Origin of the sequence: Campylobacter sp. BCW_4338 (assembly GCF_001763255.1) — a bacterium.
Taxonomy (GTDB): Bacteria; Campylobacterota; Campylobacteria; order Campylobacterales; family Campylobacteraceae; genus Campylobacter_D; species Campylobacter_D jejuni.
Genome location: NZ_MJYJ01000014.1, coordinates 68,680 through 91,762 on the forward strand (window position 1 = coordinate 68,680; position 23,083 = coordinate 91,762).

The 23,083-nt window shown below is 29.7% G+C and carries 25 protein-coding genes and 1 pseudogene; 8 read left to right on the forward strand and 18 right to left on the reverse strand.

The features are described 5' to 3' along the window. Positions 1 to 22: 22 nt before the first annotated feature. Genes AJN69_RS01285 through pheS form a run of 4 tightly spaced genes read right to left on the reverse strand, consistent with a single transcriptional unit; the run spans position 23 to position 5,439 of the window. Entirely contained in the window at positions 23 to 856 is an 834-nt protein-coding gene (locus tag AJN69_RS01285) for a 4-hydroxy-3-methylbut-2-enyl diphosphate reductase (protein WP_002861592.1), read from the reverse strand. Continuing rightward, positions 846 to 2,132, reverse strand: coding sequence for a 3-phosphoshikimate 1-carboxyvinyltransferase (gene aroA, locus AJN69_RS01290; RefSeq protein ID WP_070287797.1), 1,287 nt, complete (start codon positions 2,130 to 2,132; stop codon positions 846 to 848). The genes AJN69_RS01285 and aroA overlap by 11 nt, the downstream gene beginning before the upstream one ends. Next, on the reverse strand, positions 2,129 to 4,450 hold the full coding sequence (gene pheT, locus AJN69_RS01295) for a phenylalanine--tRNA ligase subunit beta (RefSeq protein ID WP_070274805.1): 2,322 nt from the start codon (positions 4,448 to 4,450) through the stop codon (positions 2,129 to 2,131). Before pheT ends, aroA begins: the two co-directional genes overlap by 4 nt. Next, positions 4,447 to 5,439 (reverse strand): phenylalanine--tRNA ligase subunit alpha, encoded by a 993-nt coding sequence (gene pheS / locus AJN69_RS01300; RefSeq protein ID WP_070274804.1) that lies wholly within the window; start codon positions 5,437 to 5,439, stop codon positions 4,447 to 4,449. Before pheS ends, pheT begins: the two co-directional genes overlap by 4 nt. A gap of 123 nt (positions 5,440 to 5,562) precedes the next feature. On the opposite strand from pheS, the gene AJN69_RS01305 reads away from it, so the two are divergent. Further along, the gene (locus AJN69_RS01305) at positions 5,563 to 5,928 is read left to right on the forward strand and encodes a histidine triad nucleotide-binding protein (protein WP_002857192.1); all 366 of its coding nucleotides are present in this window, start codon (positions 5,563 to 5,565) and stop codon (positions 5,926 to 5,928) included. Between the two features lie 29 nt (positions 5,929 to 5,957). Here the strand turns inward: AJN69_RS01305 and AJN69_RS01310 are convergent, their stop codons facing one another. Beyond that, the gene (locus AJN69_RS01310) at positions 5,958 to 6,527 is read right to left on the reverse strand and encodes a DJ-1 family glyoxalase III (RefSeq protein WP_004305949.1); all 570 of its coding nucleotides are present in this window, start codon (positions 6,525 to 6,527) and stop codon (positions 5,958 to 5,960) included. Continuing rightward, on the reverse strand, positions 6,520 to 6,699 hold the full coding sequence (locus AJN69_RS01315; protein WP_072224015.1) for a hypothetical protein: 180 nt from the start codon (positions 6,697 to 6,699) through the stop codon (positions 6,520 to 6,522). Before AJN69_RS01315 ends, AJN69_RS01310 begins: the two co-directional genes overlap by 8 nt. A gap of 82 nt (positions 6,700 to 6,781) precedes the next feature. Here AJN69_RS01315 and AJN69_RS01320 point away from each other — a divergent pair, with 82 nt between their 5' ends. Both AJN69_RS01320 and AJN69_RS01325 read left to right on the forward strand, forming a co-directional pair. Further along, entirely contained in the window at positions 6,782 to 7,525 is a 744-nt protein-coding gene (locus tag AJN69_RS01320; protein ID WP_004305952.1) for an amino acid ABC transporter permease, read from the forward strand. Beyond that, positions 7,518 to 8,249, forward strand: coding sequence for an amino acid ABC transporter ATP-binding protein (locus AJN69_RS01325; protein ID WP_002861599.1), 732 nt, complete (start codon positions 7,518 to 7,520; stop codon positions 8,247 to 8,249). Before AJN69_RS01320 ends, AJN69_RS01325 begins: the two co-directional genes overlap by 8 nt. 20 nt (positions 8,250 to 8,269) lie before the next feature. Here the strand turns inward: AJN69_RS01325 and AJN69_RS01330 are convergent, their stop codons facing one another. The 4 genes from AJN69_RS01330 to AJN69_RS01345 form a co-directional block, all read right to left on the reverse strand. Next, complete coding sequence (locus tag AJN69_RS01330) at positions 8,270 to 9,736, reverse strand: sodium:alanine symporter family protein (protein WP_002861600.1); 1,467 nt, start codon at positions 9,734 to 9,736, stop codon at positions 8,270 to 8,272. Between the two features lie 103 nt (positions 9,737 to 9,839). Further along, the gene (locus AJN69_RS01335) at positions 9,840 to 10,307 is read right to left on the reverse strand and encodes a tRNA (cytidine(34)-2'-O)-methyltransferase (RefSeq protein ID WP_002921721.1); all 468 of its coding nucleotides are present in this window, start codon (positions 10,305 to 10,307) and stop codon (positions 9,840 to 9,842) included. A gap of 2 nt (positions 10,308 to 10,309) precedes the next feature. Then, positions 10,310 to 11,296, reverse strand: coding sequence for an alanine racemase (locus AJN69_RS01340; protein WP_002861602.1), 987 nt, complete (start codon positions 11,294 to 11,296; stop codon positions 10,310 to 10,312). Then, on the reverse strand, positions 11,297 to 12,274 hold the full coding sequence (locus tag AJN69_RS01345) for a murein L,D-transpeptidase family protein (RefSeq protein ID WP_004305957.1): 978 nt from the start codon (positions 12,272 to 12,274) through the stop codon (positions 11,297 to 11,299). It abuts the gene before it with no gap. A 167-nt stretch (positions 12,275 to 12,441) separates the two neighbouring features. Between AJN69_RS01345 and AJN69_RS10275 the strand changes: the two are divergent. The 4 genes and pseudogenes from AJN69_RS10275 to AJN69_RS01365 all read left to right on the forward strand — a co-directional run bounded on the left by AJN69_RS10275 (position 12,442) and on the right by AJN69_RS01365 (position 14,390). Further along, a pseudogene (locus AJN69_RS10275) lies at positions 12,442 to 12,872 on the forward strand (hypothetical protein). 85 nt (positions 12,873 to 12,957) lie between these two features. After that, positions 12,958 to 13,377 carry a copper chaperone PCu(A)C gene (locus tag AJN69_RS01355; protein ID WP_002861604.1) on the forward strand — a complete coding sequence of 140 codons (420 nt, stop codon included), beginning with the start codon at positions 12,958 to 12,960 and terminating at the stop codon, positions 13,375 to 13,377. A gap of 3 nt (positions 13,378 to 13,380) precedes the next feature. After that, complete coding sequence (locus tag AJN69_RS01360; protein WP_002861605.1) at positions 13,381 to 13,833, forward strand: hypothetical protein; 453 nt, start codon at positions 13,381 to 13,383, stop codon at positions 13,831 to 13,833. Beyond that, positions 13,830 to 14,390: an SCO family protein gene (locus tag AJN69_RS01365; protein ID WP_004305960.1), complete on the forward strand. Its 561-nt coding sequence runs from the start codon at positions 13,830 to 13,832 to the stop codon at positions 14,388 to 14,390. Before AJN69_RS01360 ends, AJN69_RS01365 begins: the two co-directional genes overlap by 4 nt. Before the next feature lie 6 nt (positions 14,391 to 14,396). Here the strand turns inward: AJN69_RS01365 and cysM are convergent, their stop codons facing one another. The 3 genes from cysM to ciaB all read right to left on the reverse strand — a co-directional run bounded on the left by cysM (position 14,397) and on the right by ciaB (position 17,653). Then, complete coding sequence (cysM, locus tag AJN69_RS01370; RefSeq protein WP_002861607.1) at positions 14,397 to 15,296, reverse strand: cysteine synthase B; 900 nt, start codon at positions 15,294 to 15,296, stop codon at positions 14,397 to 14,399. Between the two features lie 126 nt (positions 15,297 to 15,422). Continuing rightward, entirely contained in the window at positions 15,423 to 15,719 is a 297-nt protein-coding gene (locus tag AJN69_RS01375) for an HU family DNA-binding protein (RefSeq protein WP_002861608.1), read from the reverse strand. A 101-nt stretch (positions 15,720 to 15,820) separates the two neighbouring features. After that, complete coding sequence (gene ciaB / locus AJN69_RS01380) at positions 15,821 to 17,653, reverse strand: invasion protein CiaB (RefSeq protein ID WP_004305962.1); 1,833 nt, start codon at positions 17,651 to 17,653, stop codon at positions 15,821 to 15,823. A gap of 61 nt (positions 17,654 to 17,714) precedes the next feature. On the opposite strand from ciaB, the gene AJN69_RS01385 reads away from it, so the two are divergent. After that, positions 17,715 to 18,128 (forward strand): acyl-CoA thioesterase, encoded by a 414-nt coding sequence (locus tag AJN69_RS01385; RefSeq protein ID WP_002853544.1) that lies wholly within the window; start codon positions 17,715 to 17,717, stop codon positions 18,126 to 18,128. Between the two features lie 40 nt (positions 18,129 to 18,168). On the opposite strand, the gene kcuS is transcribed toward AJN69_RS01385, so the two are convergent. The 5 genes from kcuS to AJN69_RS01410 all read right to left on the reverse strand — a co-directional run bounded on the left by kcuS (position 18,169) and on the right by AJN69_RS01410 (position 23,083). Continuing rightward, on the reverse strand, positions 18,169 to 18,366 hold the full coding sequence (kcuS, locus tag AJN69_RS01390) for a KCU-star family selenoprotein (protein WP_070233358.1): 198 nt from the start codon (positions 18,364 to 18,366) through the stop codon (positions 18,169 to 18,171). Beyond that, positions 18,347 to 20,458 carry a carbon starvation CstA family protein gene (locus AJN69_RS01395; RefSeq protein ID WP_070274803.1) on the reverse strand — a complete coding sequence of 704 codons (2,112 nt, stop codon included), beginning with the start codon at positions 20,456 to 20,458 and terminating at the stop codon, positions 18,347 to 18,349. The genes kcuS and AJN69_RS01395 overlap by 20 nt, the downstream gene beginning before the upstream one ends. A gap of 165 nt (positions 20,459 to 20,623) precedes the next feature. Next, complete coding sequence (locus AJN69_RS01400; RefSeq protein ID WP_002861611.1) at positions 20,624 to 21,553, reverse strand: ribose-phosphate pyrophosphokinase; 930 nt, start codon at positions 21,551 to 21,553, stop codon at positions 20,624 to 20,626. Between the two features lie 107 nt (positions 21,554 to 21,660). After that, on the reverse strand, positions 21,661 to 22,320 hold the full coding sequence (locus AJN69_RS01405; RefSeq protein ID WP_070274802.1) for an amino acid ABC transporter permease: 660 nt from the start codon (positions 22,318 to 22,320) through the stop codon (positions 21,661 to 21,663). A 10-nt stretch (positions 22,321 to 22,330) separates the two neighbouring features. Further along, positions 22,331 to 23,083 (reverse strand): amino acid ABC transporter permease, encoded by a 753-nt coding sequence (locus AJN69_RS01410; RefSeq protein WP_002853332.1) that lies wholly within the window; start codon positions 23,081 to 23,083, stop codon positions 22,331 to 22,333.

The following is a 23,083-nucleotide window of genomic DNA, read 5'->3' on the forward strand; positions in this document are numbered from 1 at the left end:
TATTCTATATTGAAAACATTTTTTAATTAATTTTAAAATTTTCTATTTTGGCGATAACTTTTTGTATGATCCAATCAGGAGTACTAGCACCTGCACTAATACCACAATGTTTTTTATCTAAAAACCATTCTTTTTTTAACTCTTCTTCGGTTTCAATTAGATAACTATCTTCACAATTGGTTTTTGCAATCAAAAAAAGTTGTTTTGTATTGGCTGAGTTTTTACCCCCTACAACAACCATAACATCACTTTTAAGCGAGAGTTCTTTAATGGCATCTTGATTTTTAAAGGTTGCATCACATATAGTATTAAAAACTCTTACTTCTTTGGTTTTAAGTATTAAAAAATTTACTATCTCCATAAAATGTTCAGGCTTCTTAGTTGTTTGGCTTACTACAGCTATTTTATTAGGAAGTTTTATATGTTGAAGCTCTTTTTTATCCAAAACTACATAAGCTTTTGTGCTTACATAACTTTTTACTCCTTTAACTTCGGGATGATTTTCATCTCCAAAAATAACAACTTCATAACCCTCCTTGCTCATTTGCTCGCAAATTTGTTGTGGCTTTGTAACAAAAGGACAAGTGGCATCAAAAATTTCTATATCTTTTTTTCTCAATTCTTCTAAATCTTGCTTTGTAATACCATGAGTTCTTATAATAGCCTTTTTTTCATTGCTTAAAGCTTTTATATTTTCCAAAGTTTTGACATTAAAATTTTTTTGTAAACGAGAAATTTCTTCGTTATTATGAATAAGAGGACCTATAGTTGCGGCATCTTTTATTTGTTCTGCTTTTTTAATAGCTCTTTTAACACCAAAACAAAAACCATAGTTTTTTGCTAATTCAATAATCAATCCTAGCTCCTAAATTTGATAAAATCTCTATAAAATTTGGAAAAGAAGTTTTTATACAATCACTATCATCAATCTCAACTCCACAAAGCAAACCTAAAATAGCAAAACTCATAGCAATACGGTGATCCCCATAGCTTTTAATTTTTGAAGATTTTAGTTCGCATCCACCTTCTATTTCAAAACCATCATCAAGTTCTCTAGCTTCAACACCACAAAGCTTTAGATTTTCAACCATCACAGCAATCCTATCGCTTTCTTTAACGCGCAATTCTTTAGCATTTATTAAACTAGATTTACCCTTAGCCAAAGCAAAAGCTATAGCCAAAGCAGGCGCTTCATCTATCAACCAAGCGATATTATCTTTAACTTCTATGCCATTAAGCTTGCTAGACTCCACCCTGATCTCACCAATAGTTTCAAAATCATTTTGAGTTATTGTCATTTCAAGTTTGGCGCCCATTTTTTGCAAAATTTTATACGCCTCTATACGAGTAGGATTAAGTAAAATATTTTTTAAAATAATTTGAGATTTAGGCAAAATAATAGCTGCTAAAACAAAATAAAAAGCCGAAGAAGGATCATTAGGAATGATTATATTTTGAGCTTTTAAAGGTTTTTTTAAAGGACTTATTTCAAGACTTAAGCCATCATTACTAACCCTTATTGGAGCTTTCATAGCCTTTAGCATGTTTTCACTATGATTTCGACTAAGAGAAATTTCACTAAAAGTGCATATATTATCAGCTCTAAAAGCAGATAAAATCATAGCTGTTTTAACTTGAGCTGAAGAAATTTCGCTTTTATAGTTAAAAGCTTTTAATTTTTGACCTTCTATACAAAGTGGAGCTAAATTTGCCTCATTTCTTCCATAAATTCTAGCGCCTATTTGAGTAAGTGGTTTGCTTATCCTTCTCATAGGACGATTGTTTAAATACTTATCTCCACTCAAAATAAAAAAACCAGAAATTCCTGCTAAAAATCCTATCATCAAACGCATAGCGGTTCCTGAATTTCCACAGTCTAAAATACAATTTGGAGATAAAATTTCTTTAGGGGGTATAATTTTGACGCAAGAATCTTTTTGTTCAATTTTAGCTCCAAGATTTTTTATAATTTCAAGAGTGTTTAAAGTATCTTGAGCTAAGAGATAATTTTGAGCCTTATTTTCTTCTTGTGTTAAAAGCGAAAATATAGCAAAACGATGAGATATGCTTTTATCTGCTGCTATATTTTCAAGTGTAGCATTTACAGGGGTTTGCAATTTGTAAATTTTCATCTTAAACCAAGACCCAAATTTTTAAGAGTATTTAAAATTTTATCCATGCATTCATTTACTTGATTATCTTCTAAAGTTTTATTTATATCCCTAAAAGAAAAACTTATGGTAATGCTATAAAATTCTTTAAGGTTTTCATCGCTATAAATATCAACTAAACGAAAATTTTCAAGTATTTCTAAATTTAATTCTTCGATACAATTTTTAATCTGATTGTATTCAAAACCTTTAGGTATTAACACGCTAAGATCTCTGGTGATAGCTGGGAATTTGGAATAAGGCTTAGCTATTTTAAAATCTTGCTTAATTAAATCTAAATCAAGTTCGCAAATATATGTTTTTGGCAAATCTCTCTCATTTTCTATTTTTAAATGCAAACGGCCTATAAAACCTACTTTAATATCTGATAGATAAATATCTGCTTGTTCATAAGGGCTTAAAATATTATATTTTGATGATTTTAGTTTAAAATCGCCTATAATATTTTTAATGTCTAAAAGAAAATCATAAAATTGCACCGATTCAGGTTTTGCCTTGTTGGAAATTTTAGCTTCTTCTTTTAAGCCAGAATGGATAAATGCGATACGATTTAATTCTTGATTATTGACATTGAAAACAACCCCTAGTTCAAAAAGTTTAATAATTTTTTTAGAATTTTTTGCATTTAAACTTGCTGCATTCAATAAATGATTTAAAAGGGTTGTTCTTAAAGTATTAAGTTCTGCTGTAATTGGATTGATTAGTTTTAATTTAACAGAGTCAAAACCCAATCTTTTAAGTTCTTCTTCATTGTCTAAAACATAATGTAAGCTTTCAAAATAACCACTAGCTACTGCTCTTTTCCTTAAATTTAAAAACTCAATATAATTTTTATATGCAGAATTTAAACGATTTTTTTCTACAAATTCTAAACCCTTGGAAGCAATATTATCAATACCTATAATTCTTACAACTTCTTCGCAAATATCTGATAAATTTTTAATATCAGGACGATGTAAAGGTGCTTTAACATTTATAAGCCCTTCGCCTGAAAGTATAAGTTCAAAACCTAATTTTTTCAATATTTTTAATACTTCATCTTTATCAACATTTTGCCCTATTATATCGCCAATACTTTCAATACTTATTGGTATGATTGGTAATTCTTTGTCGGTTAAAATTTGTTGAGAAGAACTATAAATAACAAGATTTGGAATCTGCTCAAAAATACTAAGTAAAAAATCCATTCCTAAATTTAATTTAGGCTCACTTCCCCTAAAACTTCTATAAAGTATTTTTTCATCTTGATCTTTATGATATATTTTAGCATCTGCAATCACCAATGGATCGGTATAATTAGCCTCAATAATAATTATTTTAGAATCATCTTTGCATCTACTTTCATTATTTTGGAAAATTCCGCTAAAGCTTAAAAGTTTATCTTTGTAAGATACTTTTGTTTCTCCATGCATTTGCTTGCTTAAATTGATGGTAAATTCTTCATCTTTTTCAGAAAAACTACTTAAATCATAAGCATTAAAAAGAACACCAGTTGAATGCGTTGCATAATTTAATAAATTTTCTATGGAATTTTTTCCCAAACTTTCAATTTGAGCAAGTCTTAAACTAAGCAATAAATTTGTTTGAATTTCTTCTTTTAGCTCTATGGCTCGATAATTATAAAGTCCGTTAAGTTCTTTCTCAGCTGCTAAGCGCAAAATTCTACCAATACCTAAAACATTTTCACTTTCTTTGAATGGTTTTGGTTCTTTTAAATTTAAATTTAAAGCTGTAGCCAAATCACGAGCAATGCCATAAATACTTAAACAATCACCCCTATTAGGAGTAAGTTCTACTTCTATTAGCTCATCATTAAAAATTTCATAAGTATTTAAAGCTCTCCCAAGTTCTAATTTCCCTATACTCTCATCTAAAAGCATAATTCCTTCATTGATTTTTTCAAAACCCAGTTCTAAACTAGAACAAAGCATACCACAAGAATCCACTCCTCGTAATTTTGCTTCTTTTATTTCCATACCGTTTGGCATGATAGCACCTTTAGTTGCAACAGCTACAAAATGTCCTGCATCAACATTCGCAGCACCGCAGACAATTTGCAAGGTTTCACTTCCGATATCAACTTGACAAATGCTTAATTTATCTGAATTTTCATGTTTAATTTTTTCCTTAACATAGCCTACAACAACTTTATCTGGAGCCTTTAAAGCGCCAACTCTATCAACTTCTATACCTATAGAGTTTAAAGTTTTAGCTATTTTATCTGAACTTATTTCTTCAAGTTCTAACCAATCATTCAACCAACTTTTAGTAATTATCATCTAAACTGCTCCAATAATCTTAAATCACCTTCAAATAAGGATCTTAAATCTGGAATTTGATGCAAAAGCATTGCAAAACGTTCTACTCCTAATCCAAAAGCATAGCCACTTACATTTTCATAACCAACAAAATTATAAACATTAGGATCAACTATTCCACATCCTAAAACTTCGAGCCAACCTGTATGTTTGCAAACTCTACAACCCTTTCCTTTGCAAAATACACAAGAAATATCAACTTCAGCAGAAGGTTCTGTAAATGGAAAAAAACTTGGACGAAAACGAACTTTCACATCTCCAAACATATAACGCAAAAAATCTTCCAATACACTTTTTAAATTTGCAAAGCTAACCTTTTGCCCTTCTTCCACTACAAGGACTTCAACTTGATGAAACATAGGAGTATGCGTAATATCAAAATCTCTTCTAAATACAGCACCAGGGGCTATCATCCTAATAGGAGGTTTTTGTGCAAGCATTGTCCGTATTTGCACTGGCGAAGTTTGTGTTCTTAAAAGCCTTTTATCATCAAAATAAAAGGTATCTTGCATATCTCTTGCAGGGTGAGATTTAGGTAAATTCAACGCTTCAAAATTATGAAAGTCATCTTCTATTAAAGGCCCTTTTTCTATGCTAAAATTCAAAGCTATAAAATACTCTATGATTTTATCCATGGTACTCATAACAGGATGCAAGGCACCTGTTGTAATACTTTCATCAAAATAGTTAAAATTTAAAGCATCTTGTTTCATTCTTTCTTCTAAAGCAAGATTTTCCAAATCTTTAAATTTAGCTAAATAAGCCTCATTAAATATTTCTTTTTGTGTATTTAGTTTAGCAGCAAATTCTTTTTTCGCCTCATCTTCTAACTCTTTAAGCTTTGTAAAGCCTTCTGTTAAAATACCTTTTTTTCCAAGAACGGAAATCCTAATGGCTTCCAAATCATTTAAATTCTCACATTTTTGAATCTGTTCTATAAAATTTTGCAATTTTCTTACCTTAAAATAAAATATTTCAAGTTCTAATTCTATTAAAAACTATTTTAAATTCAGCATAAAAACCAAACTTTAAAGATATAATTGTATCAAACCAACAATAAAAAAGGATAAATAATGCAAGAAAAAACAATTTTTGAACTCATAGTTGAAGGTAAACTTCCATGCAATAAAGTGCTTGAAAGTGACGATTTTCTAGCATTTCATGATATTGCACCCAAAGCACCCATACATATACTTATAATCCCTAAAAAACATTTTAAAGACTTTCAAGAATTTGATCCTGAACTTATGGCCAAAATGACAAGTTTCATACAAGAATTAGCTGTTCTTTTAGGCGTAGATAAAAGTGGATATCGCTTGGTAACAAACTGTGGAAAAAATAGCGGACAAGAAGTTTTTCATTTGCATTTTCATATGCTTGGAGGTTTTGAACTGCCTAAGGAAAAAACAAAAAAAGAAAATCCTCAAGCTTTATTTTAATTTAAATGGTAGAAAAACTACCATTTAAATTATTTTGTCAGAGGTAGCAACATTCCCTCGTATAATTTTTGATAAATTTCATCACCGCATAACTTTTTAGCTAGTTCTAAACCAAAAAGAATTGCCGTAGCTGGACCTGCTGAAGTTATAACATTTTTATTTACAACTACAGCCTTGTTAACACGATTTCCATTAAGTCCAACTTCACAACTAGGATAGCAAGCAAACTCGCCCTCTAAAACACCTGCTTCATTTAAGACTATAGGAGAAGCACAGATTGCGGCAACAATTTTATTGTTGCTATGAAGTTGTTTAATGATATTTAAAATAATATTTGAATTCTTAAGATTCATCATACCTTCAAAGCCACCCGCCAAAGCAATGGCATCTAAATTTTCTATATCAACATCCTCTATAGAACAATCTGCTTTTATACTAATGCCATTAGCACCCTTTACTAATAACTCACTATTTAACGAAGCTATAACAACTTCCAAATCCGGATTTAATTCTCTTGCTCGTTTTAAAACATCTGCAATTCCTATAAATTCAGCTTCTTCAAAACCTTGAGCCAATGGAATTAATACTTTTTTACTCATTTTGTTCTCCTTTTTTATATTTTTTAAATCTTTCTTCTCTTTCTTTGTTTTTTTGCATCATTTGATGATTGAATCCTATGACCAAAACAATCATTAAAAACACAAAAATAACTATTAGAATGAAATTTAAAATTTCCATAAATACAACCTTATTTTTAGGAAATTCTAACATATTTTTTTAAATCTTTAGAGAAAATTCAAAGATATTTCTATAAAATCTTTTTTTAAATAATTTCTCTGAAAAGGTTTACAAATTGAATCAGAAAAATATAAGAATTTTTGTTTTTTTTGTTATTATTATTTTATGGGGCTATTTTTCTTTCCCGATAGAAATATTAAAAATTCAAGATCCTAGCGGAGTTGTAAGCTATGGCTATACAGAAAATGCAAAAGCTTATTTAAAAAGTTATCTTATTACGCTTTTATTAACTGCTTGTGCTGTTATTATCGGAGTGATTATTGGTTTTGGCTTAGCTATTTTACGATTCTCTAAATTTAAAACACTTAATTTTATTATAGATGAATATATAGACATTATACGAGGAACACCAGTAATTTTACAATTGATGATTTTTGCTTTTGTAATTTTTACTTTTATAGATAACCTTTATGCAGCCATTCTTGCACTAGGACTTAATAGCTCGGCTTATATAGCAGAAATTGTAAGAAGTGGCATTAATAGTGTGGATAAAGGACAAATGGAAGCTGCAAGAGCAATGGGACTTGATTACAAAACTTCAATGAAAGAAATTATTCTTCCTCAGGCTACTAAAAACATTCTACCTGCATTAGCTAATGAATTTATTTCTTTATTTAAGGAAACTTCTGTTGTAGGATTTATTAGTGTTGTTGATATTACCATGCAAAGTCAAAGCTTGCAAGCCGTACTTTACAATCCAAAACCTATTATTTTCACTGGACTTGTTTATTACGTAAGTGTAAAAATTTTTAGTTATTTTGCAAAAAAACTTGAACTTAGGATGAATAAAAATGATTGAAGTTAAAAATTTACAAAAAAAATATGGAGAATTAGAAGTTTTAAAAAATATTAACACTACAATCTCAAAAGGCGATGTAATAGCTATCATAGGTCCAAGTGGAGGAGGAAAAAGTACATTTTTACGCTGCATCAATCGCTTAGAAGTAGCTGATAGTGGGGAAATTTTAATCAATAAGCAAAACATACTTGATAAAGAAATTGATATTAATAAGATCAGGCAAAAAGTTAGCATGGTATTTCAGCATTTTAATCTTTTTGCTAATAAAAATGTTATGGAAAATTTATGTTTAACGCCCATTAAAACAGGAATTTTAAGTCAAGAAGAAGCCATAAAAAAAGCAAAAATACTTCTTGCTAAGGTGGGTTTAGCAGACAAAGAAAATATAATGCCCCATAAGCTCTCTGGTGGACAAAAACAACGCATAGCTATTGCTAGAAGCTTGATGATGAATCCTGATGTTATTTTATTTGATGAGCCTACTTCAGCTCTAGATCCTGAAATGATAGGCGAGGTTCTAAGCATTATGAAAGATGTTGCAAAAGAAGGTTTAACTATGCTTGTGGTAACCCATGAAATGGGTTTTGCTAGAAATGTTGCCAATCGTATATTTTTTATGGATAAAGGAAAAATTGCTGTTGATGCAAGCCCTAAAGAAGTATTTGAAAATCCTAGCAATGAAAGATTGAGAGAATTTTTAAACAAGGTTTTAAATCATTCATAAGCCATTAAGGCTTATGAATTTTAATCCCAACATTCAGCGTTTTTAATTCCAAGTTTACTAGCGTTAAATTTAGGATCTATACCAGATTTTTGTTGCGTATTAAAATCTTTTAAAACTTTATTTACTATACCACCTAAAAGCAATAAAGATATAATATTTGTCGTTGCCATGAAAGCCATAGTCAAATCAGCCAAATTCCAAGCAAGTTTTAAATTCATTTGCGAGCCTATAAAAATCATAGCTACAGCTGTAATTCTAAACAAATTCATTACAAATTTGGAATTTGTTAAATATTTAACATTAGCTTGAGCATAATAATAATTTCCTATTAAAGAAGTTATTGCAAAAAGAACAATAGCTATAGTAATAAAATGGATTCCAAAGCTACCATAATACTCACGCATAGCTTCTTGAACTAAAGGCATTCCACCATCGATTTTACTTTCTCCAAGTCCTAAATATGCCATAGAAAAAAGAACTAAAAATCCAGAACTTGTACAAACAACAACATCAATTAAAACTGAAAAGGCTTGTATAACACCTTGTTTAGCTGGATGACTTGTCAAAGCTGCTGCAGCTGCATTAGGTGCCGAGCCCATACCTGCTTCATTTGAAAAAAGTCCTCTTTTAATCCCTATAACTAAAGCAGAACCAGCAAAACCACCAAAAATCGCTTTAAAATCAAAAGCACTTTGTAAAATCATATGAACCACAGAAGGAATTTTATCAAAATTCATTAAAACAGCAATCACGGCAAGTAAAACATAAGCTAAAGCCATAAAAGGAACAATTAAAGAACTAATTTTACCTATTTTAGTATGGTGAGAAAAAAACATCCATGCACCAAAAATAGTTAAAACAATACCAATAATCATTGGCCAAGAACTTGATGCAAAATCTACAGCAGCATTTGGATTAAACATATCATAATAAACTTTAAAAGACGAAGTCATTGTTTGACTTTGAAGTCCATTAAATCCATAAGCATAAGTAATAATAAGAATAAAAGCAAAAAAAGCTCCAAAAAAATGTGAGCCTAAGGCTTTTTTTATATAATAAGCTGGACCACCTTTAAACCCGCCTGTATCATCTTTTGATTTGTAAACTTGAGCTAAGGTACTTTCAGCAAATGCTGAGGCACCACCAAAAAATGCCATAACCCACATCCAAAATAAAGCACCAGCTCCACCTGTAGCCAATGCCAAAGAAATTCCAGCGATATTTCCTATACCAACTCTAGAAGCAGTTGAGATCATCAATGCTTGAAAAGGTGAAATATGTTCTTTAGTGTGTCCTTCGTTTTTTTCTGTAAGAATTTTAAATACAGAACTCAACATACGAAACTGAACAAAGCGAGTTAAAAAACTATAATAAAGCCCACAAACAATAAGTAAAACTACCATAATAATGTCTGTATTTGGGACAATCTTATTAGCTATAATATCAGACGCTTTATTGGCAAAATCTAGTATAATATCTAAATTCATCCAAACTCCTCAAAAAATAATCTAAATTTTACTTTAACATAATTTTTATAAAAAGGACTTTATGATTTTATTTGTTTTAAGTTATTGTGTAAATTTGAAACTTTTAAGAAACAAAATTGCTAAAATTTTGTCTTAAAGCTTCATAAGAGATTATACCAACGCTTGTAGCTAAATTTAAACTTCTTCCATAAGATTTCATAGGTATAGTTATAGCATTTTCCCAATTTAATTGCATTAATTCCATAGGTAAGCCATAACTCTCACTTCCAAAGAATAAGAAATCATTTTTTTGAAATTCTGCATCAAAATAAGCTTTTTGACTCTTAGTTGTTGCGAAAAAAAAGCGATTTTTATAAATCATATTTTCATTTAAAAATTCTTCAAGATTCTCCCAAATAATAGGCTCTAATTTATCCCAGTAATCAAGTCCTGCTCTTCTAACAGCCTTTTGAGAAATATCAAAAACAGTTGGTTTAACAATATGAAGTTTAAAACCAGCATTAAAACACATTCTACCTATACTACCTGTATTTTGCGGTATTCTAGGGTGAACTAAAACTATATTAAACATGTTTATACTAGAACTCTTTGAATGTTAGGGTTTAATTTTACTAAAATTTCATAGTTAATAGTATGAAAAAAATCAGCCCAAATATCAGCATCTTTAAACACGCAAATTTCCTCACCAGAATTTTCACAAGAAAAACTATCCATTGACATCTTTCCAAGTATTACTTTTCCATTTCCAAGCACTAACTCCCCTTTTCCATTGTAACGGAAAAGACCATCAGCATAACCCAAATCATAAGTTGCTACTTCCATATCCTTTGCAGCAGTAAAAATGCCTCCATATCCTATACTCTGTCCTTTTTGTAAAATCCTTTGACTTAATCTATGAGCATACAAACTTAAAACTCTTTTTAAATTTGATTCCCCATATCCAAATTGAACAAGCCCAACTCTACAATATTCATCTTCAGGAATTTTCCCTCTAAATAATGCTGCAGAATTATGCGAATGAAATAATAAATTTGAAAAATATTTTTTTACTATCTTTTTAGCTTTTTGAAAATTTTCTTTTTGAACAAAAAAACTTCCATCCATTTCATCTGCACTAGCAAAATGTGTAAACATTCCAGTAAGTTTTAAATCACTACTTCGAATAAGATTTATAGCATGCTCTAAATTTTCTACACAAATTCCATTGCGATGCATGCCTGTATCTATTTTTAGATGTATTTTTATATCTTGCTTGTATTTTTTTACTTGGGAAATATCATTTAAAGCATAAATAAATCGAGAATTTTCATTACCATGAGGACGGTGTGATAGTATTAATATATTCTCAAAAAATTCTTCGATTTCTTGAGCTTCTTCTTCACTCTTAACAGCAACAAAAGAAACTCCTAAATTTTTGGCTAATGGAGCTAAAAGCTTAGCTCCATGTCCATATGCATTATCTTTAAAAACGCAAATTAATCTTTGAAAACTCCCTATTTTTTTAGCAATATGTCTTAAATTATATTCATAAGCTTTTTGATCAATTTTTATTAAAGACATTTATTGCTCTGCTAAAATTTTCATTTTACCTTTACTATCTATCTTAACGTATAAAATTTTATCGCCTCTAAACTGATAGTTTTTAGTGTAATAATCCTCATAAAATGAAATTCTATACATAGTTTCATTTTCTAAATTCGGATAAGGGCTGATATTAATATCTGAAAATTTAATCTTTTTATCTTCTTTACGAGAAAAAATAGATTTTTTCATGGAAGCAAACTGTTCAAATTTCATTTTATCAAAACGTTTAAATTCTTGCTCATCATAAAAACTTAAATAGGTATTAGTGTCACTATTTGTCCAAGCTAGTTTCCATGTAAAAAGATCAGCCAATAAACTAGCTATTTGATCCTTTTTAGCTCTAATTTTTTCTTTTTCTTCTGTCATAACAAAAACTTTTTTGTCTTGCACAACTTGTGCAAATTTCTCCAAATTATTATTAAATAAAGCAATACACCCTCTTGTTTTAAATTCATCAAGTCTAGAACCATCTAAAGGATAGCCATGGATCCAAATACCACCACCTGTTTTTCCTTGTACTTTATCAAGTAAATTTGGATAAGTTGTAGCAAAAGCAAAGGGACCATAATAAGGATCACCTGGGTTAAACTTACGGCCTAACTCATAAAAACCTACTGGCGTTTTCAAATCTCCTTCTATTTTTTTATCACCCATTAATCCAGTTATTATTTCTTTTTGTTCAAAATCTTTTCTTATTTTTCCATCCTCGTAAGAATAAACACGGAGAATTTTATCTGTTTTATTTGCAAGCACGATAGCAACATTATCATCATAATATCCGAGTGAAATATTTTTATCTCCTATTTCACTTAACCAAAAATCCTTTTGAGTTAATTCTTTTTCAATCGCTACGCCAACAGCATCTAATCCTTGATTGAGATAAATTTTAACAAGATCTGAGGCATGCAACATCAATGAAGAAAGTGTAATTAATAAAGTAAGTCGTTTTAACAATGTTTTTCCTTAGGTATTTCAAAATTTTTTAAGTCAAAAATGTTTGTGATTATAATATTTTTTTTCTTAAAAAATATTAATTATATTAATAATGTGACCTTATTTATGATATTATTTTTAATAAATCATAAAGGCTTGTTTTAAAAGGTTGTCTATGGTGGTAAGAAATTTTTTATAGAAATATCTTTTTAGGCATTTTGTTTTTAGCTTTTTATGTATTATATGATAAAAAGAAAGTATATTTAGCTTAAATACATGCCAAGATCTAGCTTGTGACTTAAATTTACAAGATTGTGTTTTTCTTTTAATAAAAAAATATTGAAGTTTCAGCCTACCCAAAACCTATAAAAATTTTCAATAAAACTACTATAAAAATTAAAAATTCTCCTCATTATTCTAATTTAAAGATTAAAATTTATAGTTTAAATTCCTAAATTTATATAGTTAATGGTGATATTCTTATAAATTTTATAGATGGAAGTATTACCAATGATTCTAGATTTAGGGTTGAATTTTTAGACAATAATACTCCAACTGGTTTTTTCTTTGATTGTGATGTTACTATGCAAAAAATTTTCAAACAGGTAACACACATTGAAAGATTTTAAAAAATTTATATTCAAATAAAAATATTTTTTGATATAATGAACAAATGTTTAATGTTATAAAAATAAGGATGCAATATGAAAAAAATTCTTCTCTTAGGCGCTCTTTTTGCTGTAAATCTTTGGGCTGTTAATGATATAGAGGTAAAAAATGCCTTTGTAAAACAAACTCCACCTCATGCGCAAAATAGTGCTATTTTTCTTACCATTTTTAATAATACTGATAAAGATATTGCTTTAATAGGTGTCAAAAGCGATATCAGTGAAGCAAGTGAACTGCATACACATATACATAAAGATGGAAAAATGATGATGCAAAAAATTCCTGAAATTATTATAAAAGCTCATTCAAGCACAGAACTTAAATCAGGAAGTTACCATATAATGCTTTTAAAACTAAAAAAACCTATTATTAAAGATACGAAGGTAAAGTTAGATTTAAAATTTAATAATCACAAAACCATAGAGTTAAAAAATATTGATTCTAAAGAATTTTAATTAATGAGAAAAATTATTTTTATCCTAGCTTTTGCTTTTGTTATTGCTACTTTATATATTATTTTTGATTTTTATATAATAAAAGATTCTCAAAAAATAACAAAAGCTGATTTTTCCACCCCATTGACTTGCGATCTTAATGTTAAAGACTGCACATATAGTTTTAATAATAAAGAAGTCTTAATTTCCCTAAATCCCAAACCCTTACAATCTTTAGATGTTACAAATCTAAAGATTGTAAATCTAGGAAATTATAACAACTTAGGAATTAAAATTTATGGATTAAATATGTATATGGGTGAAATTAAGCCTAAAATACATCGATTAAATTTAACAGACTATGAAAGCAAAATAGTTCTTGCTACTTGTGTTTTAGATACTATGCGTTTTAGGGTAGAATTTATGGATAATAATAAACCCATAGGGTTTTATTTTGATTTTGAGCTAAAAAAATGAAAAAAAATATTATTTTATTTATAGTTATAGTTGCCATTATTTTAGGTGTAATATTTTTTATTAAAAATCATCAAAATTCTTATGATTTTATCTTGAAATCAGATTTAAAAGAGGAAGCCACCCTAAAAGATTTTAAAGGAGATAAGCTTATTATCTATTTTGGATACACTTATTGCCCTGATGTTTGTCCGGCAACTCTTAGTTTAGTAGGCAAAGCCTTAAAGCAAATCAATAATCCTAAGGCTCACCTTCTTTTTATTTCTTTAGATCTAAATAGAGATAATAACTTAAGTAATACAAACGAATGGTTACGATACTTTTACCCAAAAGCAGATGCTTTAATTGCAAAAGATGAAAAAACTCTTCAAAAAATAACAAAACAATATAATGTTCAATATCAAAAAATAGATCTAAATGATTCTTTTATGGGTTATTCTATAGCACATAGCAATATGCTTTATCTTATTGATGAAAAAGGTCATTTTTATAAAGAAATTAGCGATTTAAATCCACAAGAAATTTTAAGAGAACTTAGAATTTTTCTAAATTCTCAATAATTATACTTAAGCAAAAAGATCAGTTGAGAGATATCTTTCAGCCGTATCGTTTAGCATAGTTAAAATTCTTTTATCTGGAAATTTCTTTGCTAGCATACTTGCGGCAAATACATTTGCTCCACTTGATATACCTACCATTAAACCACTTTTGGCAAGCTCTTTGGCTGTATTTATAGCATCTTCATTGCTTACCGTGATCACTTCATCTATAACTTCTTTATTTAGAATAGCAGGTATAAAATTCGCCCCTATTCCTTGTATTTTATGGCTTCCCGCTTCACCTTTGCTAAGCAATGGAGAATTTAGAGGCTCGACTCCAACAATATGCACTTTTTCTAATTTTTCTTTTAGTATTTCCCCAACTCCACTAATAGTACCGCCAGTTCCAAAACCAGCTACAAAAATATCAAGTTTATTATCCAAATCTCTTAAAATTTCTAAAGCCGTATTCTTACGATGCGCATTTTTATTTGAAATATTTTCAAATTGAGAAATCATAAAAGAATTTGGAGTATTTAACAATATTTCATTTGCTTTATCAACCGCTCCTTTCATTCCTAAATTTGCAGGAGTTAATTCTAACCTAGCGCCAAAGAGTGTTATCATTTTTCTTCTTTCTAAACTCATAGATTCAGGCATTACAGCAATAAATTTAAGTCCCAAATCTGCACAAATCATAGCCAAAGAAATTCCAGTATTTCCACTAGTTGCTTCAACTATTGTAGTATCTTGATTAATTTTTTTACTATCTAAAGCATCTTTAATCATTTCAAAAGCTGCTCTATCTTTTATAGAATGACTAGGATTTAAAAATTCACATTTAGCAAAAACATTGATACCAAATTTTTTTAAATGCATAATGGGAGTATTTCCTATAAGCTCACTTACTTTTTCATGTACTTTCATAATTTTAATATCCTTTTTTATTTAATAATGATAGTTTTATAAAAGTTTAAAAAAATAAAGTAAATAAAAGATGCAAAATATCCGAATCAATCAAGAAAGAAGGCTAGAATTTATCTAGCCGAAGTTTTATTTTTTCTTTTTGTTGCTTGCTTTTGCAACAGCTTCTTTAAGGTTTTTACCTACCTTAAATTTTGCAACTCTTGTAGCAGGAACTTTAATTGTTTTTCCTGTGCTTGGTACTCTAGCTTCTCTAGCAGCTCTTTCTTGAGTTGAAAAAGTACCAAAACCAATAAAACTGATGCTATCACCTTTAGCTAAAACATCAGTAATAGTAGAAATAACTGCATCAGTAGCAGTAGTAGCGTCTTTTTTTGTTAGCCCAGCTGTTTGAGCAACTAATGAAATGAAATCTGCTTTAGTCATAAAAGCTCCTTTGTTTTAATTGAAACGCCTAATTTTAGCATATTTAAAAAACAATATCAAGTAAAAAACAGCTTTTTTTAAGTTTTTTTCAAAAAACTTTATTATTTTTTCTTATATCTTTCAAATTCTCCGCTATTATCAATTTCATTACCAATTTTCTCGTATAAATCATAATAAAATTTAACAAATTCTTTACACTTAGGCATAATAGGAAGAAAAATATCATCTTCAATTTCACAAAATCTACTTAAAAACTCTTTTGCATCAAGTCTTAAAGCATAGTGTTTTGCCAATTCATGATAATTTTTTAAAGTTAGTTCTTTAAATTTTTCATAATGCCCTAAATCAAAATTTATCTTCAAATTATTATTTTCAAAAATCAATACTTCACTTTCAAAAAGCAAACTAAGATGAATAAGTCCTTCTGTATAATAAGGTCTAACTTCATCAACCCTTTGCCAAGAAATAAGTCCAATAGCCCTTTTTATAAGTTCATGAAAAACAGGCATTATCAAGTCATCTTGTTCGTGATAAAAGAAATTTATAAGTCCACCTGTAGTAGCTTTATATTCTTCTATATTTTTAAAAAAACCACTCTGATTCATTGTTTTTTCAGTATCATTAGCAATAAAAAATATATGACCAAATTCATGGCCTATAGTTGATACTTCATAAACCCTTTTCCAAATTTTTTCCTGATAAAATAAAATATTTCTTCCAAAATCTAAAAATTCTTTATCAAAAATCTCGCTAGAAATTTTCATAAAAGGCTTTGTTTTAGCATTTTCATATACAAAATTTATAAAGGCAAATATTTTTTTGCCCGCCTTAGAACTTACAAACTCATCATTTGGAACGACTTGAGCTGAGAATAAACCTTTAAGTTCAGCACCATAAAATATCATCGGAGTGCAAATATAAAGTTGAGTTTTTTCTATATTAGATAAAACTTCTTTTTCTAATTCACAATCTTCAAGTCCTATATTTTTATAAACATGTTCAAAACTCTCCTTAATTTCACTACCAAATTTCAAAACATCAAAATCATTCTCATCTTCTATTCTTATATCCCATTCTAATGCCACCGCATGAGTATAATTATCTTCATAATATTCTAAAGGATGTCCCACTTGTAAAGGTGATTTTACTTTCATCCAAGCAAATTCAGCTTCTTGCCAAGCTTTTATAACTCTATCTTCATCTTTTTCGCAAAACGCTAATTTTAATTTTTCAAAATATTCTATATAAGCTTTTTCCTCTTCGTTGCTAGCAAATATTTTTAGCTGATCAATCATATTTTCAAAAGCAAATTCTAATTTTAAAATTTCATTCTCGAAAAATCTCGCATAAGGAACAAATTTCCATAAATTTCCTATTCTAACTAAAACACCATAGCTTCGCTCACAAATTTCTCCTTCTGAAGTTTTTTGATATAAACGATTTTTACGCAAAAATTCCATTGCATCATCTAAATTTGGAAATTGAGTAGATAAAATTTTATTATTTTTTTCTATAATTTCTTTAGTCCAAGAAATTTCAAAAATATTCATAATTAAACCTATATTATGCACTCCTTGTATTAAGGACTGATAAAAATTATTTAAAAGCTTTTTCTCTTTTATTTCATTAATTAAATTTTGATGTTCTTTTTCATAAAACTTTCTAATCTCTTCATAGAACTTATGTTTTAACTCTATAATCTTATCTTCCTTAAAGTTGTTTTTTTTCCATTCTTGAACTAAATTTTCTTCTTTTAAATCAACCAAACGCCTAAGTATGGCTAGCATAGTTGTTTTATCTTGTTTTAATTCGCTTAAAGAAATCAAAGATCTAAAATACTCGCCCACATCTTCTTTGTCTAAAAACTCATATAACGCATTATTTCTTTCTTTGTATTTTCTAACCAATTTAGCTATTTCTTTAAAATTATTCATACTTTTATTCTCCTTTTTAACTTTTTTAATTATAATTCATTTTTTAAAATAAGGAGTAAAAATGAGAGATATGGGAGAACCAAAATTAAAAATTGTAGCCATGCCAAGTGACACAAATCCAGCGGGAAATATTTTTGGCGGATGGATACTTTCACAAATCGATTTAGCAGGAGCTATCGCAGCAAGAGAACTTTCTCCTGAACGCGTTGTAACCATCTCTATGGATAAAGTAGTTTTTAAAGAACCTGTTTTTATAGGCGATATAATTTCTTGTTACTCTAAAGTTGTAAATGTGGGCAACACTTCAATCAGCGTTGAAGTAGAAGTCACAGCTCAAAGAGTGGATTCTCAAGGTTGTACTTCTTGCATTAATGTAACTTCGGCTTTAGTAACTTATGTAAGTGTTACAAGAGATGGAAAGAAAAAGCCTATTAGTGAAGAACTTAAAAGAATTCATGGCTTTTTAAATGCTTAAAGCTTATTTTGTATGATAAAAACTTTATCCTTTAAGCTTATCAGCATTTATTTAAACCGCCACTATTATATTTTTTATCTAGACATTCTTTGAAAAATTCCCCTCTGGTTTTTGGAATTTTTCCTGGATATTTTTGTTTCATATGTTCTAAATACTTATCATAACTAGAAAGTCCCACCAAGGGATGAAAAAACCTTTCGGCTTTTTCATAATAATACTTAAATTTTTTGAAATTCATCAATCTTAATATACTTAGTTTCTTTAAGAGGAATTTTAATTTTACCTAAACAAATTCCTATACAAGAAATTATAACAAGCAAGGTGGCTATCATAAAGAACACACAAAGAATTGCATTAAGTAAATTTCCAACTTTACTTTGAGTGGCTATTAAAATTTCTTTTTTAATTGTAGAAATTTCTTTTTCATCTTTAGTATTATTTAATTTAAATTCTAAATCTTTAATTTTTTGACTTTGTATGCTAACGGCGGCTACATGACTTACCGCATTTGCTACTTTATTGCCTTCTTTATAAGGCATAATTTTTTGAATTCCTCCATACAGAGTTGCCACTAAGACAAATACCGCAGGTATTAAAGTAACCCAAGTATATCTTGCCTTGCCCATTTTTACAAGTATAGTTGTAGCAAGAAGCAAAGCCATACCCGCAAGCATTTGATTGCTCACGCCAAAAAGAGGCCAAAGCGTATAAATTCCCCCCTTAGGATCAATGGCGCCTTGATAAAGAAAATATCCCCAACCTGTAACACTTAAAGCCGTAGCCAAAAGTCCAGCTAGATAATTATGAATATCTCCTAAAGGTTTATAAACATTACCCAGTATATCTTGCACCATAAAACGACAAGCCCTTGTTCCAGCATCTACCGCTGTTAAAATAAATAAAGCTTCAAACAATATAGCAAAATGATACCAAAAAGCCATCAAATCCACGCCGCCAAAAAGTTCATGCAAGATCAAAGCTACACCTATAGCAAAAGTTGGAGCTCCACCTGTTCTTGAAAGTATAGTATGCTCTCCTATATTTGTAGTCAAAGCAGTAATTTCTTCAGGAGTAATGCTAAATCCCCAACTTGAAATAGTTTGTGCTACACTTACAACATCTGTTCCTATCAAAGCAGAGCTTGAGTTTATAGCAAAATAAAGACCTGGATGTAAAATACAAGCACAAATTAAAGCCATAATCGCCACAGCACTTTCAGCAAGCATAGAGCCATATCCAACAGCTAAGGCGTGAGTTTCGTTTTCAAGCATTTTAGGAGTAGTTCCACTAGAAATCAAAGCATGAAAACCACTGATCGCACCACAAGCAATGGTAATAAATAAAAATGGAAATACTCCACCTGCAAATACTGGACCTGTTCCATCAAAATACTGAGTATTTGCTTTTGGCATTTGCAAATCAGGAGCAACCAAAACAATAGCTACAGCCATTACCACAATAACACCGATTTTCAAAAAAGTTGAAAGATAATCTCTTGGAGCAAGTAAAAACCACACAGGTAAAACAGAAGCAATAAAGCCATAAGCCATCATAACAACTGCTAAAGTTGGAGCTTCTAAAGTAAATATTTTAGCCCAATAAGGATCAGCAGCTACAACGCTACCATAATGAATAGCCAAAATTAAAAGCACAAAACCTATTATAGAAGCCTCCCCTACTCTACCTGGGCGGATAAAACGCATATAAATTCCCATAAATATTGCTATAGGAATAGTCATTGAGATAGTAAATAAACCCCATGGAGATTCTGCTAAAGCTTTTACAACCACCATAGCTAAAATGGCAATAATAATAAGCATAATGCCAAAAATCGCCACCATAGCAACTCCACCTGTAAATTTACCCATCTCATCCTTAATCATCTCGCCAAGACTTCTACCTTTTCTACGAGTAGATATAAAAAGAACAACAAAATCATGCACAGCACCCGCTAAAACTCCTCCTACTAAAATCCAAAGCATAGAAGGCAAATATCCCATTTGAGCAGCCAAGATAGGTCCTACTAATGGACCTGCTCCTGCAATAGCAGCAAAATGATGTCCAAATAATACAGCCTTATTTGTAGGCACAAAATCACGCCCATCATTTTCTACAAGCGCCGGTGTTGCGCGATTTTTATCAAGTTCTAAAACCTTATAAGCTACAAAATGCCCATAAAATCTATATCCTATCATATAAATACATACAGCAGCAACCACCAAATAAATCGCTGATACACTTTCGCCATTTTGTAAAGCTAAATAACCAAAACAAATAGCACCTAAAGTTGCAACAAGCAACCATAAAATTTTAGTACTTAACTGAGTCATATTTCTCCTAAGAAAATAAAATATTTTCAAAGAATAACAGATTTATAGATTAAATTGTATAGAAAGATGTTTAGTTTTTTCACATTTTTAAAAAATATATGTTTTTTGTTTCTTTAAGTAGCATAAAAATGAAAAGCTTAAAAACAATCTTTAAGCTTTTTTAATCTAAATAAAGAGAGAATTTACACTTTCGTTATGATAAACACGACGTATTACTTCAGCAAAAACAGATGTAACACTTAATACTTTAATATTTGGTAATTGCTCTTTTAAAGGTATGGTATCTGTTACTACAAGCTCATCTAAAGCTCCACTTGCTATTCTCTCATAGGCTTTTCCACTTAAAACTGCATGAGTACAGCAAGCCATAACAGATTTTGCACCTTTTTCTTTTAAAGCTTCTGCAGCTTTAACTATAGTGCCAGCAGTATCAATAATATCATCTACTAGGATAACTTCTTTATCTTTTACATCTCCAATGATGTTCATTACTTCACTTTCATTGGCTTTTTCGCGACGCTTATCAACTATAACTATATCAAGTCCTAAATGCTTTGCAACACTCCTAGCTCTTGCAACACCGCCTATATCTGGACTTCCTATAATAGCATTTTTAAAATGTTTGGCTTTAATATAATCATTAAAAACTATACTTCCATAAAGATTATCTACTGGAATATCAAAAAAACCCTGAATTTGTCCTGCATGCAAATCTATCGTAGCTACGCGATCAATCCCAGCTGCCTGAATCAAATTAGCCACAAGTTTAGCAGTAATTGGCACTCTAGGATTTGCTTTTCTATCTTGTCTCGCATAGCCAAAATATGGGATAATAGCCGTAATCGAATTTGCACTTGAGCGACGCAAAGCATCTGTAAGAATTAAAAGTTCCATTAAATTATCGTTTGTAGGAGCACAAGTACTTTGAATAATAAAAACATCCTTTCCGCGTACGCTCTCATCAATTTGAACACTAATCTCCCCATCACTAAACCGTTTTACTCCAGCATCGCTTAAAGGCAGGGAAAGATATTTAGAAACTTGTCTTGCAAATTCCACATTAGCTGAGCCTGAAAAAATTTTATAACCTCGCATAAAAAACCTTAATCAATAAAATTATGAATTAATACAAAGGATTTTAATAAAAAAAATGTTAAAAACTGCTGTAAATTTAAAAAGCTTATATAAAAATATAAGCTTTTTTAAGAAATGTAAGCTGTCTTTTTGGCATAATATCTTACCAACATAGAAAGTGAAAAACATATTATAAAATAGATTCCCGCAACAACACCTATCATCGCTAAAATTTCTTCAAAACTTGTTAGTTTTGCCAATATAGTTTTTGAGTTATAAGTAAGCTCAGCTATACCTAAACCCGCTAAATAAGCTGTATCCTTTACAGTGGTTACAATTTGAGATAATAAAGCAGGTACTATTTTTCTAAAAGTTTGTGGTAAAATAATATAAAAAAGAGTAAAAAATTTACCAAAACCTTGAGAATAAGCTGCTTCAAACTGACCTTTTGGTATAGAATTTAATCCACCTCTAATAATTTCAGCCATAACCGAACTCGTATAAAGTGAAAATCCTATAGTACCCCAAAAAGCTTGAGGAAATTGTCCAAAAAATATAGGTAGAACAAAACAAGCTGCAAGCATCCATAATAATAAAGGAGTATTTCTAAAAATATCTATATAGCAAGCTGCTAAAAATTTACTTAATCTATCCCCATAATTTTTAGTTATAGCTAAAAAAGTTCCAAAAATAATCGAAATAATACAAGTTGCTAAGGCTATTTTTAATGTCAGAAATAAACCTTGCATTAAAAATTCAATATTTTGTGCATTAAAAACATTTTCCATTAACAACCCTTTATCTCGTTAAATGTGCTTTTTTTAATTTATTTTCATAAGCCTTTGCAAAATAAGCCAAAGGATAACAAATTATAAAATATAAAACCGCTGCAAATATATAAGCTGGCGCATAATTTCCATAATCAGCTGCGTAACTATCAGCAGAATGCATTAACTCAGCTCCACCTACAATAAGCAATACAGAGGTATTTTTGATTAAATTTACCATTTGATTTGTCATCGGTGGTAAAATAATTCTAATGGTTTGAGGTACTATAATATAACGCATTTGTTGAATATAAGTAAACCCTTGAGACGCAGAAGCTTCAAACTGACCTCTTGGTACAGCCAAAATTCCACTTCTAACCACCTCGCTTACATAAGCTCCGTGATAAGCCCCAACACCCAATACACCAATAGTAAATATATCAAGTCTTATACCTAAAACAGGCAAGGCATAAAACAAAAAGAAAATTTGTATTACCAAAGGAACATTTTGAAAAAGCTCTACGTAAATTCTAGTGTAGGCTCTGATAATTTTAAATCTACTTGTAGCCATAACTCCGCCTATAGTTCCAAAAATTGTAGCTATAAGCAAAGCAAGAATGCTTACTTCTAAAGTATAAATAAAACCATTAATAAAAGCATCTTTATTATCCAAAGCATCTAAAAATTTCCATACCGCAAAAGGGCTTATACTATTTTCATCATATAAACCCCAAGAAGTAAGAATTTGTCTTAAATGTTCAACAAAACCTACACTTTCATTCAT